Source organism: Dictyobacter vulcani (genome assembly GCF_008974265.1).
In the GTDB taxonomy this organism is placed as follows: domain Bacteria; phylum Chloroflexota; class Ktedonobacteria; order Ktedonobacterales; family Ktedonobacteraceae; genus Dictyobacter; species Dictyobacter vulcani.
In genome coordinates this window covers 372,154-386,669 of record NZ_BKZW01000003.1, presented here as the reverse complement: position 1 = coordinate 386,669, position 14,516 = coordinate 372,154, and the positions used below count along the sequence as shown (strand labels likewise).

Below are 14,516 nucleotides of genomic sequence, written 5' to 3'. Positions count from 1 at the left end.
AAATAGCGAGGAAATTTGCAGTATGTCATATCCAACCCTTGAGGCCATAGCCAGCTTTCTCGATCAGCAGTTGGAGGTGATGCGCTTCCTGGATGATCAACACGGTATCTATCGATCCGGCCAAAATCCAGTGCGGCGTATCGGATTGGTAATCGAGCCATGGCCTGAAATCGGGCACTGGATAGATGAGCAAGAACTGGACGCACTCTTCCTGCACCGTCCCTGGAAAATCGACGCCATGCTATTGCCCGCCAGGATTGGCATGCTGGCCTATCATCTCTCCTTTGATCTCGCCCTGACCTTTGGTTACAATCCCCGACTGGCCACACAGCTAGGAATGTATAGGCCAATCCCATTTGCCTTCCGCGACACAATTCCCTATGGTATGTTTGGCGATATTCCCCGAGTAGCGCTCAATACCATAACCACCACGTTGACAGACATCTTTGCGGTCCAGCCAGCAATGCATCAAAAACAGATCAAAGATATCCAACGCATTGCTGTCGTAGGTGCCATGAACGATCAGCTCATCAGAGAAGCCGCCGCCAGCGATGTACAGCTCTATATCACCGGACAATTCCGCCCCGCCGCCAGACGGGCAGTTCAAGAGACAGGTATAACGGTTGCCATCATCGGGCACACCGCCGGTGAACAATGGGGTCTACACGCCCTGAGCACCTTGCTACGCGAACGCTGGCCTGAAATGGAATGTATAGTTGCTGTATATCCCCTATAAGGATAAATCGAAGCAGTTAGAGATCATTTCACTGACACCCGGATGAACCAATCTCATCCAGGTGTCTTTGTGCGTTGGGAACTTTTTCAGAGTGCGTATCGTCTTCTATCATGAGTACAGTTAGAACACTGGTTTCAAAGGAGATACGATACATGGTACATAGATTACAACGCTACTGGCGGCAGAGTCACAGGACGACTCAGGGAGTTGTGGCAGCCATGCTACTCAGTTGTCTTCTGCTTATGACGACATTAGCAGCGTGTGATTCTAGCGTAGCGGGAGCTCAAAATCCAACCCCAACTCAAACCCTACAAGTGCAGCAGTGCGGCAAGGTACAAATGACACCTCGGGGTCTTCCCATGAATGCAGCCACGGCTAAACAGGCTGCAACATGTTTCTGGCAGGCCTATCAGAAGTGCCAACCAGCCACACTTGGCTTCACCAGTCCATCGATCGATACGCTAGCCGTTCATACATTCAGTATTCGTCGCAACGGCCAGAGCTGTTCTGTCACCGATGCGATGCAGCATACAGTTGTGCCAGCTAAACTGCCGACACCCAAAACCTACACGTGTACGGGAGTAGCAGCAAAGGCCGATGGGCTGCACTTCTCGGGATGTGGCGCTGAGGGCGATGTAGTTGTGCCAATGTAGACCCATGCATAATGCGATAAAAGTAGAATAAAACGCCGGCCAACGAAAACTGTTGGCCGGCGTTTTATTCTACTTTTACTTACCCGAGAACGACTTAGACGGTCTCGTGCAGGTATTCTTTTGAGCTCTCAGTGGCGATCACTGGACGTGTATTCACGACGTGCCGCTTCCAGGGCCACTCGACCTGTACACACAGATAACACAGAACTGAGAAGAGAACGGCAATAATGGTGGTATGCAGAAGTGAGACCAGCAGTTGGGCTCCACTCAGGACCGTGGCCATACCGCTCATGGCTTGCAAAGAAACCAGGACAAATGCCCACAGGCTCCCCCAGACTAAATCACGGCGATCACGAGCCACGCGAATCAGTACGATCATCAAGACCAGTAATAACAACCAGATGCTACTGGCGGCATAGCGGTGCATGACCTGAATGCCTGCGGCCGTGAAAATATTCGGAAAATAGGTAGCCCCGCAGGTTGGGAACTGCTCACCACAGGCCAGCGTAGCCGAAGAGTGCCGTACCAGGGCTCCCGTGTAAACCACCACATAGGTATAGGCGGTCACAGCCCAGACCACAATCTGCATCCCTTTAGAGATCGGAGAGATTTGCTGCGCTGTGCGCTCGGGGTTCTCCGGAGTAACCTGCTTTAATTGCATGATGCGCATGGTCAACAGGATCACGCTGGCAAAAGAAATTAAAGAAAAACCAAAATGTAATGAGAGCAGTCCATCTTTAGCATACGTGCCTTCATACATAACGGTTAGCGCGCCCAGAATAGCCTGTAAGACCACAAAGAAGAGGCTCATAAAACCAAATAATTTGATGCGGAAATCCCGTCGATACATCAACCAGGAAAAAACGGTCAGCGCAAAAATCAAGAAACCATCGGCCCCAGACATAATACGATGGCTATATTCATAAACCGTCGCAATTGACACCGAATCAGGAATCAGTTGTCCATGGCAGAATGGCCAGGAATTACCACAACCCTGACCCGAATCAGTTTTGGTAACGGCCGCTCCTAAGAGCAACATAAAATACGCACCAATCGAGGTGACAATTGCCAGGATGCTCAGCAAACGATGCTTCAACAACGTATGATCCTCCAAATGAGTTACATTAAGAAAGCGCATAGCATACTCTTCTCTATTGTCCATCCATACCAGGCAAGGATATCTGTCCCCCGTGAGGATCAACATTGATTGACCAGACATGGTAACAGGCTTTGCGTTCCTCTCCATGTTGGTCTATGCTCTTTCTTACAGCGAATCTTTCTTTCATATTATAGGGGATATTTGCCATGTGTGCCATGCACAAAGAAAAGCAGCTTAAATTGCCTCTCAACAGCCCATTCTATTCTAAAAATCGCCATCGGCAACTTGCAGGCAGATCAATCCTAGAGATCTCCATAAATTCACAATCGAGTTGCGATCATCGAGACAAAATTGAATCGCATATTTTCCCTGAATATGTTCTCGATAAATGTCTTCTTTGACAAAAGAATCTTTGCGAGTGTCGTCGTCCTGTCTCATCCACAGTGAAGTATAGGGAATATTATGCTGCGCGAGCCAGCGCATAGTTTGTGAACGATGGCACTCTTTGCGACCAGATAACAGTAATACATGCACTGTCTGGCTATAAAAGCGTACGATATTGGCGATATGCTCACTGAGTAGATCTTGCTCACACTCCTCGGCGTCATATGGATTACGACCATTGAGTATCGCCAGGGTACCGTCAAGATCGCAGATAATCGCTTTTGGCAATGTGGGATCATCCTCAATAGTGGGCGGCACAACCTGCAAGAAATCCTGATACATTTTACGAATCACCTGTTCACCAACATAGTTGGGCCGCTGGCGATCGCGCTCAATACAGGTTTCTAATGGGACATCCGTGAAAGATTTCACTTCTACCGTCGCCTGGCCGCGCACTAGCTCGCGGATAGCCTGCTCATGCTTGGGATGCAGGTTGGTATCATCAACGATCGGCTGATAGCCTTCCTCAAGAGCTAAAAGGATCAGATTATCCCTTACCTTGAGGATAAACTTTTCGTTGCCTTTACTCCACTTCCCATTATCCACCATGGCTCTAAGATCATCCTTAGAGATACGCTTGTATCTGCCTGGCTGATCAGACACCAGCTTTTTGGCATACGTCGACTTACCAGACGCTGGTAAGCCCTTGAGAAAAAGAACTTTTTTCATTGGTCTTCATCAATCCAGAATGGTCGGGATGCGGATGGATAGATCAGTCTCCAGATGGCATCCTGATATTTTTTGTTGTCAAGCATGGAAAAAATCACAGCACGATATTTTTTTGTGGCAATGATCGCCGCCTGTTCCTTACGCGTTGGCAGATCTTTCACCTGATTAAGCTCTAGTATACACTCTTGTTCAATTGCCTGAAACTGGCTTTGCAAATCGCTGGATATTTTTTTCACCCAGGCATAAAATTCATCTGGCACGCGATCTAAGAGCGGCTCTAGCGACTGATTATCTTTCAGGATTTCCCAGATTAGCCGGGCATTCACATTCGTCATCAGCCGATGCAAGCGCAGGTATTCCGAGAACTTTACCTTCAAACGCAAACCACTCTCAAAGCACAGCACAAATCCCTCTCGATTGGCTTCCTCTAGCCGTCTGAGGGCCTCCACATCAGCAATGCCATCATAATATTTCACTATAGGAAACAGCAAGTTTGTGCTGTAGGTTGGATGATGGATATCTTTTTCTTCACCTGACGCGGTGTGAATGATCGCCAGCAAAGTGAGGTCTTCAGTATTGCCATAATCAACAACAATCCGATTAGCTGGATAAATTACTTCAAAAAGATACGTATATGCCGGCAGAAATTCAAAATTTTCATAGCGTTTAGCGATAATCTCGTTCGCTTTTAGTGCCTGTTCACTGATAAAGCTGCCACGCGTCGCGACGATTCTTTCACCTTTATAGGTGCTCACAATCAACAGACTACCATCCATCTTCTCGGTAGCCTTAAACGGTTCCAGCGGCAGTGGTCCCTGGTGCTGTTCAATATTCATGAATTTACGAAATGGTCGTGCAATAATGGTGCCATCAGTCTCGGTAATCAGACCACGTGCCTGCATGGTTACCTCATCCCAGGCCTGTTCATACTGACATTTGGGGGTATAGTTCCAGATCAGCAAATCATGCTTCGGATGAAAACGAACGGTGATCAGTCCTTGCGCTTGCCGCTCCTGGAAAGATGGAAGGTCAATGACACTTGCTGCATTTGCCACGTTGTAATCTCCTTCGAGATACAGGATATGTATACGGTTTCCAGTTTCATTTTTATCCAGTAATTATTTATCTCATTTTGCATGCAAGCTTAACCGTAACAAGCAAATCTGTCAATATAGGCTTTGCGCACAATATCCAGGAGGTTACTCTTGGTGGGGAAAGGGGAAAGGGGAGTCAATAAATAAGAATGGAACGGATGAACACCGTTCCATTGTATAAACAGGTTTTGATCAGCACTAACGCTGGCAGGTGGCTATTTCACTATGGGATGTTTCTGCTTCTGTAGGGAGTTCATGACAGTCTGGTTCAGGTTCAGATGGGCCTGGACCAATTCTGGTGGAGTCAGCGCCATCCATTGGTTGAGCGGTACGTCAGCGAAATGGTCGCTTTTGAATATTTCGAGGAAGCGCAGGGTGGTGTTGCCGGTATTCTCAATGTAGTGACCCATGGCAAAAGGAATATAGCCAACATCACCAGCCAGGTGGGGCTAGCGTATTTGGATTCAGTCGATCCAATACGACGTTCCTGGGACCAGGATCGGTGGCTCCGCTGCCGTTCCGCACGGGCTGCGGAATGGGATTTGGATCAGGGGCATATTGCTGGATAAAATCACTCATCACACTTTATCCTTTCATCATCAGGAACTCAGTACTTTTTTATGTTTCGTGTCAACAGTTCCAACACGCCTCGTTCCCCTTCCTGGTTACATCCAACACACAACACACCAAAATGAATTTGCAAAACCTCCCTGGATCCTCCCCAAAACCTCACAAGTAGAATTGCATGTATCAGTATACTATGTAATAGGGGACGATAAATTTAGAGGATTGAGGGGAGAGGAAGTATGAACTGTCCAATATGCAATAAAAATATGAACATTGTCCGTAAAGATGCCAGCTATAATCGCTCGAAACCTGCTACATATGATCGTACATTGTTCCGTTGTTCCGATTGTGATACCTGGATCAAAATAGAAGTTCCAGTGAAACAGATGCGGGCCGAAAAAGTTATTCAACCAGCATCGTAATAGGCCACCTCTGATCTTTATAGCACATGTATAGAGTATATAGGTATTCCTCTTTCTATGAATACAGAAGGAGGAATACCGCTCTCATCAGCACATTAACAAATACGCGGTAAGGGATCTCCTACCAGCATATCCAGGACACGGGTGCCGCCAATATCGGTACGCAGGAAGACCATGCCCGCAGGCTCTGCCTGGACAGTACCGATGACCATGGCTTCTTTCCCAAGCGGATGAGCACGCATGACTTTGAGCGCCTGCTGCTCGGCTTCAGGAGCTACAATCGCCAGCAGTTTACCTTCATTGGCGATGGTCAGTGGATCCAGCCCAAGGATTTCACAGGCACCCCGTACGCCTGCATGTACCGGGATAGCCTGCTCATCCAGGGCAATTGAGAGTTCAGCGCTCAGGGCAATCTCGTTAAGGGCAGTCGCAATCCCGCCCCGGGTAGGATCTCTAAAACAGTGGATCGCTCCACCCACGTTATCGAGCAAGCTAGCAACCAGGGTATGAAGCGGCGCACTATCACTCTGCACGTCGGTCTCTATATCGAGTTCTTCGCGGGCCAGCATGATCGCCACGCCATGGTCACCAACCGCACCGCTCAACAGGACACGATCACCGGTCCGTACCTGGGTTTGTCCCAGTTCAGCGGCGGCCCGGACCGTTCCGACGCCCGCGGTATTGATAAAGATGCCATCAGCTTTACCACGCTGGACAACCTTGGTATCGCCAGTCACGATCAACACGCCCGCGTCCCGAGCGGCCTGTGCCATCGAAGTCACGATGCGGCGCAAGGATTCCATCGGAAAACCTTCTTCAAGGATCATGCCGACCGAGAGGTATAGAGGATCGGCCCCGGCCATGGCAAGATCATTAATGGTGCCATGCACGGCTAGCTGACCAATATCACCACCGGCAAAAAAAAGTGGATTGACCACATAGCTATCCGTGGTAAAAGCCAGTCGCAATCCTCCCAATGTGAGTTGAGCGGCATCCTCCATACGATCCAGTACCACATTGGCAAAGGCGGGTGCGAAAATTCCTTCGATCAAATTATGGGTAGCCTTGCCGCCGCTGCCATGGCTCAACGTGACATGCTCATCACGCAGGTAGAACTTATGCCGTCGGGCCTGCCGACTCCGCTCAATCTTTGCCAGAACCTCATCGCTTTGTGATGACTGCAATTCCATAACTCAAACCTCCAGGCAGGCTACCAGACGCACATATACCTATTACATACCCTGTGTCTGTACGACAGGAGCAATCTTCAGGCGACTGCGCTCAGACGCCATTGAGAAACGTCCATAGCTAAAGTAGGCGGCACAGGCTCCTTCCGGGGACACCATACAGGTACCAATCGGAGTCTCAGGGGTACAGGCGGTCCCAAAGACCTTGCATTCCCATGGCTTGATCACACCTTTCAGTACCTCGCCACACTGACAGGCCTTGGGATCAGCCACGCGCAAGCCAGGTACTTCAAAACGCAATTCAGCATCCCATTCAGCAAACTCAGGTCGCAGCTTTAAAGCGCTTTGCGTAATAAATCCCAGGCCGCGCCATTCAAAAAATGGCCGCAGTTCCATGGTCATAGCCATCGCTTCCAACGCCTTGACGTTACCTTCCGGTCGCACCACCCGCACATACTGATTCTCTACTTCAGACCGCCCACTACTGATCTGCTGGACCAGCATATGCACGGACTGAATAATATCGAGTGGCTCAAAACCCGCCACCACGATTGGCTTGCGATGTTGCTGCGCAATAAAAGTATAGGGGCGCAGGCCGATCACCATCGTCACGTGGCCCGGTCCCACAAAGCCGTCCAGCCGCAGATCTGGTGAATCCAGAATGGCTTTGATCGCCGGGATGATCGTGACGTGATTGCAAAAGATCGAGAAGTTTTTCACTTTCTCAGCCCGGGCACGCAGGAGCGTCACGGCGGTAGATGGTGCGGTCGTCTCAAAGCCGATGGCGAAAAAGACCACCTGACGCTCGGGATATTGACGTGCCAGTTTGAGCGCATCCAGTGGCGAATAGACAAAGCGCACGTCCGCCCCTTCTGCCTTCGCATCCAACAGACTGCCATGCGAACCAGGTACCCGCATCATGTCACCAAAAGTAGTAAAGATGACATTATCTGTATGCGCGATCGCAATCGCATCATCAACACGCCCCATCGGCAACACACAAACCGGACAGCCCGGACCATGGATCAGATCGATGTTGGGAGGCAGAATATCCTCGATGCCATGCTTATAGATCGTATGGGTATGGCCACCACAGACCTCCATAAATTTAAGCTGGCGGCCGTCACTTAAACGTGCGATCTCGCTCGCAATCCGACTTGCCAGGTTTGAGTCCCGATATTCATCGACATACTTCATAGAAGTAGTTCCCCTTTCACGCGCTTCCCGGCCGCTTGCAGGCTATGGCGCTGCCAGTAGAGCCTGGATGATTGCTAATAAGGCATGATAAGCACTGGCCTGGGCCTCTTGAATACGTGGGATATGGTCGCTGGGCGCGGTAATACAAAAGTCTGTGGCCGGTGAATGTGCGATCTTGCCACCGTCATAACCACTCAAGGCGACTGTCAGCAAACCTTGCTTTTTAGCCTGCTCAATAGCCTGCAAAATGTTAGTGGAATTGCCGCTGGTCGAGATGCCGACCGCAATATCGCCCGGCTGTCCCAGCGCAATCAACTGACGCGTGAAGATAGAGGCAAAGCCAACATCATTGCCGATGGCAGTAATCACGGCGATATCATTAGTCAAAGCGACCGCTGGCAATGGTCTCCAGTGGGCATATGGTGGATGAATCAACTCGGTAACCAGATCCTGAGCGTCGGTCGTACTCCCTCCATTCCCAAACGCAAAGAGGGTCGCCCCGGATGCAAAAGCACGCGCCATCGCCTGTCCGGCCGCGATGATAAGTTCACCAGCATCTTGAAACAGCTGTTGGCGCAACGCCACAATCTCATGGCACTTTTCTAGCGTTGAATGTCGCACCTGGTCAATCACAGCCTCACGCGAAGTTTTCTCACCTTCAAAAAGATAGGGATAGAATAGCTGATCATACTTGCTACCTTGTTCAGTCATCAACGTCAACCTCCTCTCCATGCATGCTCAAGCCACAACGCTCAAGCGCGACGCCACCATGTACCAGCACCGTATCACCAACGGCCACGGAATCAAGCAGGCTGATATCAATCTCTTCCGTTGTACTCTCCACAGTCACCAGAGCGGTCCCTTGTTCAACATTGACCTGCACAACCCGTACCGACACCGCTACATCACCACAGGTCAGACAATGCTCAGCGGCATCTGGACTACATGCAGCACTTACTGGCAAGGAATCAGATAAAGGCTGGTCTGAAGACGTAGCAGCAGGTTGGGATTGCTGTGGCGAACTGGTCATCGTAACACCCCTTCGTGCTCGAAAAAGACGTGGACAAGTTCCCAGAGAACATGATAGAGCGTCTCGTGCGTCTCTTGAATCGTCAGTGGATCAGTGCTGGGAACAACAAAGCAGTAATCCAGAAAAGCCTGCTCGTTGGCTGCGGGCAGATCGACAGCACCCTCTGGCCGGACATGGCTGGCCATGATGCCTCCCATCCCTCCGCAAAGCCCCAGCGTGAGCAGGCCAGTATGACGTGCCTTACGTAAGGCGGCATTCACATTGGCACAATTGCCATCCGGCGAAAATCCCATGGCAATATCCTGTGGCCGCGCCAGCACGCCGATCTGGCGGGCAAAGGCTCCTTCCTCCCGGGCAGTATCAAATAACATACCACTCAATGTAGCGCTATCATTAGTCAAAGCTAACGCGGGCAGAGCTCGCTTCCCTACAATCACCGGATGCACAAATTCAACTGAGACATGCTGGGCGTCGGTAGCCCAGGAGCCATTCCCAAAGGCCAGTAACCGACCTCCTTGATGAAAGCGCCGCGCCATCGACCAGCAGGCTTCAGCAATCTGACCCGCTTGCGCGGTGAAGAAGGTCTCTGGTATCGTTGTGCTCTGGGCGAGCCGCGCGCCCAGAATAGCTGGAAGATCAACTGCCATCTCCCCATCCCTTCCTCACTCAATCTGACTCTTATTAAACATCGCCATTTCATCAGTATATGGATCACCCATCAACTTGAGGGCTTTCTGTGTTTCCCGCGCCTCATGCTCATCAATCTTACTCATAGCAAAACCTACATGCACCAGTACCCAGTCACCGACCGCAATCCCTTCAGGACGTACCAGGCTGATACTGACATTGCGCTTCACACCAGAAACATCTACTTTAGCAATATCAAAGCGCTCATCGACAATCTCGACAATCTGGCCAGGAATTCCAAGGCACATCGCATTTCTCCTTTAGCTGCCATCACTGGCGCAACGCTATGGGTAACTACAACTCGACCCGCTGCGCAAGAGAGGAAGCTCGCTTGCCTTTACGTCCCATCGATTGTAGCCACTCACACCAGGCATCCAGTCCTTCTCCCGTGCGGCTACTTAACTCAAAGATCTGGAGATGTGGATTAACGGCCAGCGCAAATTTTTTCACCGTTGCCAGATCATAATCGACATAGGGTAGCAGGTCGATCTTATTGATAACCATCACTGTAGAGGCCGCAAACATCGCGGGATATTTAGCTGGCTTGTCATCACCTTCGGTTTGTGCTTACAACCACTATTTTCAGATCTTCGCCCAGGTTCCAACCAGCCGGGCAGACCAGATTACCGACATTTTCGATGAACAGGATGTCGAGCGGCTCCAGATCCAGCTCGTTGAGAGCGATCTGAACCATATGGGCCTCCAGATGACAGGTACCCTGAGTAATGATCTGCACCGCCTGAGCACCAGCGGCCTCAATACGCTCGGCGTCTGCACTCGTCTCGACATCGCCCTCGATCACTCCAATCTCTAAACGCCCCTTCAAACGCTTGATCGTTTGCTCCAGTAACGTCGTCTTCCCGGCCCCAGCCGAGCTCATCAGGTTGATCGTGCACACTTGCCGCTCGGCTAACAGCTGATGAATATCATTGGAAATGCGCTCATTCACCGCCAGAATATTCTGTACGATAGATACCTTGGACATACTCACTCTCCCCTCCCTGTATTGAAGCCGCTCAATCAATCTCCATGTCCTGAATCAAAAACTCCGTTCCTGAGAGCATTTCTGCCTCCCAACGCCCACAGCGCGGACATTGCGTGATATATTGCACAACGTGAAACTCACAATCACACCAGCGGCAACGGGCCTGATGGGGAATTATATCAACCTTCAATTGTGCTCCAGTTAGTAATGGATTTGAGCTAGCGATAACCTCAAAACAGAAAATCAAGGCCTCACTTATCACCGCGTTGGCCTCGCCAATCCGCACAGACACATGCTTCACATGACTGGCATGATGGTTAGTCGCTTGCTCGATTACAGTCTCAGCAATTGCATCAGCGATAGAAAGTTCATGCATAACGCTTTCCTACTGTACCTGAATCTGATCGACTGATCAGGTTTGGCTTAATTTACATATTGCGCATACGTAAATAACGCCTTATATCGGGAAGTTGACTACCTATCAACAGCAACATCAACATACCCAGCAGCATAAAAATGGCGAACACGGGAATGCGTACGGTAATCATGAGAATCCTCCTTTCGAGGATAGGTCTACAGTCTCGGCCAAACTCAGTTCTGCCACCAGCCTATCAATCATAGCGACTGCATCCGGAATCATTGCCTGTACGGCTTCACTCAATCCCATCGATAAGTCATCATCAGATCCCATTGCAGCAGGCTCGCAACCTACCAGTAACGTATGGATGGGGCGCGCACCCAGGCTGCGAGCGAAGGCCAGGATTTTCAGTGGATCTAAGCTATGGGCATCCGGGAATATACCTTGCTCTCCCGCCTGTCTGATCGGCACCAGATCGGGCTCGATCAGATACAGGGTGCCCGGTAGGCCACCACGCGGGACAGCATCTACCAGCACCAACTCATCGAAATCCTCCAGCAAGGCATAGGCCAGATCCATCCCGCGGATGCCAAAGTCGACAACCTGCACATTGCTGGGATAAGAACGTGCCATAAGCTGTCGGGCTACCTCGACACCGAAGCCATCATCGCCAAAGAAGATATTGCCGATACAGGCAATCAGGATCTTTCGATGAGTTGTAGTACCAGTAGTTGGATCCATCAGGCTTCCTCCACCATTAACTCAACTTCATCGGGATAAAAGAAGAAACGGTGCCCGGGTAGGATACGCTCATCCTCTTGCTCGCGACCAGGATCATCATCCAGCGTCACCACCAGGTATGTGCGATTCTCAAAATCCTGTTCAATCAACTCGATGCGACCTGCTCGATGCTCCAGTAACAGATCAAAGGCATCAGCTTTAGCGTGTGGATGCAGCCGTACATGATCGCCTTGCCTGGCCACACCACCAATGACGCCGACAACTTGTAAACCAACATGCTCATTCATTGTCTGTTCCCTCTCTCATCAACTGACTGACGCTCATCGTCACGACGAACAACTCCATGCAGTTTCATCAACTGTTCCACTGAAAGGGACTCGGTGCGCTCAAGAATCTCACGCGCACGTTCATCACCATGCCTGAGCTCTTCCTTCTCATCGTCGGATAGCGTTAGCATGCGTAAAGTCAACATCTCATCTATCTCGGTACCATCAAAAAATGAGCCAACACTTTCGGGCGCGATTTTAGGATAATCATAAAGAATTATCGGCGAAGAGAGCATCGTCTGTAGCTCTCCTTCGTCACCTATCAACACCGGCCAGGTATGGCAATTCTGGCAACGACGCGCTACCTCACTCAGCTCATCGGGCGGATCTAGCGATGAGAAGAAGGTGCCTTGTTGCAGTTGGAGAATAGTATGGGTTGAAATAAAGGAATTGAGCAGCACTGCTTCGCGCTGTTGCATATCGATGCCAGCTTGCGGCGTCAGGTTCTCAATACTGACCACCAGTTTATAGATATCTGCCTGCACGTTAGAAGCCGAGATCTTGACCAGACCCAGAATATCTTGCTGCTCACGCCATGAAGAGCGTATCGATCCATTGGATAAACTCTGGACCACATAACGGCCGGGAAACGAAATCACCTGCTCGATCGGTTGGGTCAGTACACGCCTCAGGGTCAGATCTGGTAGGATAATTTCACGCGTCACGCCTTCTTCCCACTCTTCATGCATCTGGCGTGGCACGATCAGTCCATCGTGAGCAATGGCCGCAGGCTTATCCACATGAACCACGTTATTTTGCAAGAGATGTAAGAAGCGCACCATTACCGTCAATTGCGTCTGGTGGGGTGTTCCTCGAAACAGGCACTCGGTACGCATCGTCCACGGCTCCTGCCCTCCCCGGGCCAGACTGTAGGCCTGTGGATAGACAACACCAAAGGTCCAACGCTGCCGATTTTTGATGGCAGAACGGCGATAAGGATAGAGCAGATATCCCTCATAGAGGATGGCGTCCGCGATCTCTTTCATCTGTGCTAACTTCATGGCTTCACCTCCTGATGCGCTGTCGCCAGTAACTTGTTGATCGCTTCCTCCCAGGTGGGCAGGCCCTGCTGGACTTTATAGGTATAGAGTTGATCAAAGACATCACGCTGCAAGCGAATCCAGTTGGTATGGGGATAATATTGCTCGATCATCAACTGCCAGAGTGAGATGGGCAAACGATAGATCGCTTCCTTGGACCAGGAGACACGGCTGACCTGCAAATTATCTTCTTCATCCTGATAAAAAATAGTGCCACTAAATAAGAAAAGCAGCGGGACCATCCCGTCCTGTAAGGTAGCCAGATATCTGGTACTGAGTACTTCAAAATCATAGGTACAGCTTACCGGCAAGGTGAAGGTAATGCTATCGGTAAACGCAGGCACGACAACACTGACATGTTGCCATAAGAAGTTCCGCAGGGTCTGGCCCCAACGCTCGGGAGTGCCGAAGACATCCTGCAGGCCCAGTTGCTCCTCGCGGTTATAACGACGCTGGGGAGCCACAATCTGCAATTGACAGCTCAAAGATACGTTGGAAATAAGCTGTGCAGGCACCGCGTTGGTAATATTGACGGTAAAGCCCAGCGTGGGTGTGGCGGCAAAGGGTATTATTTCCGCTCCGGTCACCTCAAAGTTTAGATCTGGCATCAACTGATCCTTTCGTCACTGAAAGCTGATCACAGACCATCGCCTGTGCTTGTAGCGCTACAAAATAGTCATCCATGCTCTGCCATGCTTCATCACCACCACTAAAACCATGCCAGGAGCGCCGCAGCAAACCAACCAACCGATAACAGCTATCGATCGGCACCAGGTAGTAAGTATAGGGTGCACGCATCCGATTGATCAGCAAAGCTTCTACCTCCGCCTCCAACGCGGCCAGCACGGGATTCACCTGCAGCAGAGACTGCCACTGGTCGGTGTCCAACACCGACTCAATCGCGCCAGCGGGTCCGGGATAGAAGGCCGAGACATGCGGCTCTGGCTGAGCACTCTGGACCAGGAAAGCCATGTTGACCGGGATCAAGAGAGCACTCCAGGCGCTGGTGGTGAGTTCAAAATCGGTTACAGCTAGATAGCGCTCCGGAATCAGGCGATACTTGCCCGCGGCGGCACCTGGACGGATCATCAATAATGAGCAGGCACTACAGACACACACAACGTTCCGGGCCGCCCAATCCCACAGGTGGCGATGGTTAGTGGCAAGTAGTTCATTGCATAACTCACAATGCTCTGCTGCTGCCATGCCAGTAGCCGATACTGGCGTCTGCAGCAACTGGCGCAATCTACGCATGGAAGTATAGGCAGCCCGAGCACACAT

Annotated in this window: 22 protein-coding genes and 1 pseudogene; 3 read left to right on the top strand and 20 right to left on the bottom strand. The window is 50.6% G+C overall.

Annotation, left to right across the window (positions count from 1 at the left end; translation table 11 throughout):
* Positions 1–22: 22 nt before the first annotated feature.
* Both KDW_RS25855 and KDW_RS25850 read left to right on the top strand, forming a co-directional pair.
* The gene (locus tag KDW_RS25855) at positions 23–736 is read left to right on the top strand and encodes a Nif3-like dinuclear metal center hexameric protein (RefSeq protein ID WP_151758811.1); all 714 of its coding nucleotides are present in this window, start codon (positions 23–25) and stop codon (positions 734–736) included.
* Positions 737–888: 152 nt separating this feature from the next.
* Positions 889–1,389, top strand: a complete 501-nt coding sequence (locus tag KDW_RS25850) for a hypothetical protein (protein WP_151758810.1) — start codon at positions 889–891, stop codon at positions 1,387–1,389.
* 94 nt (positions 1,390–1,483) lie between these two features.
* Here the strand turns inward: KDW_RS25850 and KDW_RS25845 are convergent, their stop codons facing one another.
* The 5 genes and pseudogenes from KDW_RS25845 to KDW_RS31995 form a co-directional block, all read right to left on the bottom strand.
* Positions 1,484–2,485 (bottom strand): COX15/CtaA family protein, encoded by a 1,002-nt coding sequence (locus KDW_RS25845; protein WP_162005611.1) that lies wholly within the window; start codon positions 2,483–2,485, stop codon positions 1,484–1,486.
* A 267-nt stretch (positions 2,486–2,752) separates the two neighbouring features.
* The gene (locus tag KDW_RS25840; protein ID WP_151758808.1) at positions 2,753–3,601 is read right to left on the bottom strand and encodes a phosphatase domain-containing protein; all 849 of its coding nucleotides are present in this window, start codon (positions 3,599–3,601) and stop codon (positions 2,753–2,755) included.
* On the bottom strand, positions 3,598–4,656 hold the full coding sequence (locus tag KDW_RS25835; RefSeq protein ID WP_151758807.1) for an RNA ligase: 1,059 nt from the start codon (positions 4,654–4,656) through the stop codon (positions 3,598–3,600). Before KDW_RS25835 ends, KDW_RS25840 begins: the two co-directional genes overlap by 4 nt.
* 254 nt (positions 4,657–4,910) lie before the next feature.
* Positions 4,911–5,135 (bottom strand): annotated as a pseudogene (locus KDW_RS25830) (cupin domain-containing protein); the annotation flags it as partial.
* Positions 5,128–5,274: a hypothetical protein gene (locus KDW_RS31995; RefSeq protein WP_162005610.1), complete on the bottom strand. Its 147-nt coding sequence runs from the start codon at positions 5,272–5,274 to the stop codon at positions 5,128–5,130. The gene KDW_RS31995 and the pseudogene KDW_RS25830, both read right to left, overlap by 8 nt.
* 227 nt (positions 5,275–5,501) lie before the next feature.
* Between KDW_RS31995 and KDW_RS25825 the strand changes: the two genes are divergently transcribed.
* Complete coding sequence (locus tag KDW_RS25825) at positions 5,502–5,684, top strand: hypothetical protein (RefSeq protein WP_151758806.1); 183 nt, start codon at positions 5,502–5,504, stop codon at positions 5,682–5,684.
* Positions 5,685–5,779: 95 nt separating this feature from the next.
* On the opposite strand, the gene hypE is transcribed toward KDW_RS25825, so the two are convergent.
* The 15 genes from hypE to KDW_RS25760 are packed head-to-tail and all read right to left on the bottom strand — an operon-like array spanning position 5,780 to position 14,516.
* Positions 5,780–6,874, bottom strand: a complete 1,095-nt coding sequence (gene hypE / locus KDW_RS25820) for a hydrogenase expression/formation protein HypE (RefSeq protein WP_151758805.1) — start codon at positions 6,872–6,874, stop codon at positions 5,780–5,782.
* Positions 6,875–6,916: 42 nt separating this feature from the next.
* Positions 6,917–8,068, bottom strand: coding sequence for a hydrogenase formation protein HypD (hypD, locus tag KDW_RS25815; protein ID WP_151758804.1), 1,152 nt, complete (start codon positions 8,066–8,068; stop codon positions 6,917–6,919).
* Between the two features lie 42 nt (positions 8,069–8,110).
* Positions 8,111–8,779 (bottom strand): D-sedoheptulose-7-phosphate isomerase, encoded by a 669-nt coding sequence (locus KDW_RS25810; RefSeq protein WP_151758803.1) that lies wholly within the window; start codon positions 8,777–8,779, stop codon positions 8,111–8,113.
* Entirely contained in the window at positions 8,772–9,098 is a 327-nt protein-coding gene (locus KDW_RS25805; RefSeq protein ID WP_151758802.1) for a HypC/HybG/HupF family hydrogenase formation chaperone, read from the bottom strand. The genes KDW_RS25810 and KDW_RS25805 overlap by 8 nt, the downstream gene beginning before the upstream one ends.
* Positions 9,095–9,745: a D-sedoheptulose-7-phosphate isomerase gene (locus KDW_RS25800; RefSeq protein ID WP_151758801.1), complete on the bottom strand. Its 651-nt coding sequence runs from the start codon at positions 9,743–9,745 to the stop codon at positions 9,095–9,097. Before KDW_RS25800 ends, KDW_RS25805 begins: the two co-directional genes overlap by 4 nt.
* A 15-nt stretch (positions 9,746–9,760) precedes the next feature.
* On the bottom strand, positions 9,761–10,033 hold the full coding sequence (locus KDW_RS25795; RefSeq protein WP_151758800.1) for a HypC/HybG/HupF family hydrogenase formation chaperone: 273 nt from the start codon (positions 10,031–10,033) through the stop codon (positions 9,761–9,763).
* A 46-nt stretch (positions 10,034–10,079) separates the two neighbouring features.
* A complete protein-coding gene (locus tag KDW_RS35340; protein WP_269822529.1) occupies positions 10,080–10,289 on the bottom strand; it encodes a P-loop NTPase family protein in 210 nt (69 codons plus the stop codon).
* Between the two features lie 46 nt (positions 10,290–10,335).
* Positions 10,336–10,770 carry a hydrogenase nickel incorporation protein HypB gene (gene hypB, locus KDW_RS35335; protein WP_269822528.1) on the bottom strand — a complete coding sequence of 145 codons (435 nt, stop codon included), beginning with the start codon at positions 10,768–10,770 and terminating at the stop codon, positions 10,336–10,338.
* Between the two features lie 31 nt (positions 10,771–10,801).
* Positions 10,802–11,146, bottom strand: coding sequence for a hydrogenase maturation nickel metallochaperone HypA/HybF (locus KDW_RS25785; RefSeq protein ID WP_151758799.1), 345 nt, complete (start codon positions 11,144–11,146; stop codon positions 10,802–10,804).
* Positions 11,147–11,198: 52 nt separating this feature from the next.
* Positions 11,199–11,318 carry a DUF6893 family small protein gene (locus tag KDW_RS36185; RefSeq protein ID WP_371876274.1) on the bottom strand — a complete coding sequence of 40 codons (120 nt, stop codon included), beginning with the start codon at positions 11,316–11,318 and terminating at the stop codon, positions 11,199–11,201.
* Positions 11,315–11,869, bottom strand: a complete 555-nt coding sequence (locus tag KDW_RS25780; RefSeq protein WP_151758798.1) for a hydrogenase maturation protease — start codon at positions 11,867–11,869, stop codon at positions 11,315–11,317. The genes KDW_RS36185 and KDW_RS25780 overlap by 4 nt, the downstream gene beginning before the upstream one ends.
* Complete coding sequence (locus KDW_RS25775; protein WP_151758797.1) at positions 11,869–12,156, bottom strand: hypothetical protein; 288 nt, start codon at positions 12,154–12,156, stop codon at positions 11,869–11,871. Before KDW_RS25775 ends, KDW_RS25780 begins: the two co-directional genes overlap by 1 nt.
* A complete protein-coding gene (locus tag KDW_RS25770) occupies positions 12,153–13,196 on the bottom strand; it encodes a hypothetical protein (protein WP_151758796.1) in 1,044 nt (347 codons plus the stop codon). The genes KDW_RS25775 and KDW_RS25770 overlap by 4 nt, the downstream gene beginning before the upstream one ends.
* Positions 13,193–13,843: a DUF6084 family protein gene (locus KDW_RS25765; protein WP_151758795.1), complete on the bottom strand. Its 651-nt coding sequence runs from the start codon at positions 13,841–13,843 to the stop codon at positions 13,193–13,195. The genes KDW_RS25770 and KDW_RS25765 overlap by 4 nt, the downstream gene beginning before the upstream one ends.
* The gene (locus KDW_RS25760) at positions 13,824–14,516 is read right to left on the bottom strand and encodes a DUF5947 family protein (protein ID WP_151758794.1); all 693 of its coding nucleotides are present in this window, start codon (positions 14,514–14,516) and stop codon (positions 13,824–13,826) included. The genes KDW_RS25765 and KDW_RS25760 overlap by 20 nt, the downstream gene beginning before the upstream one ends.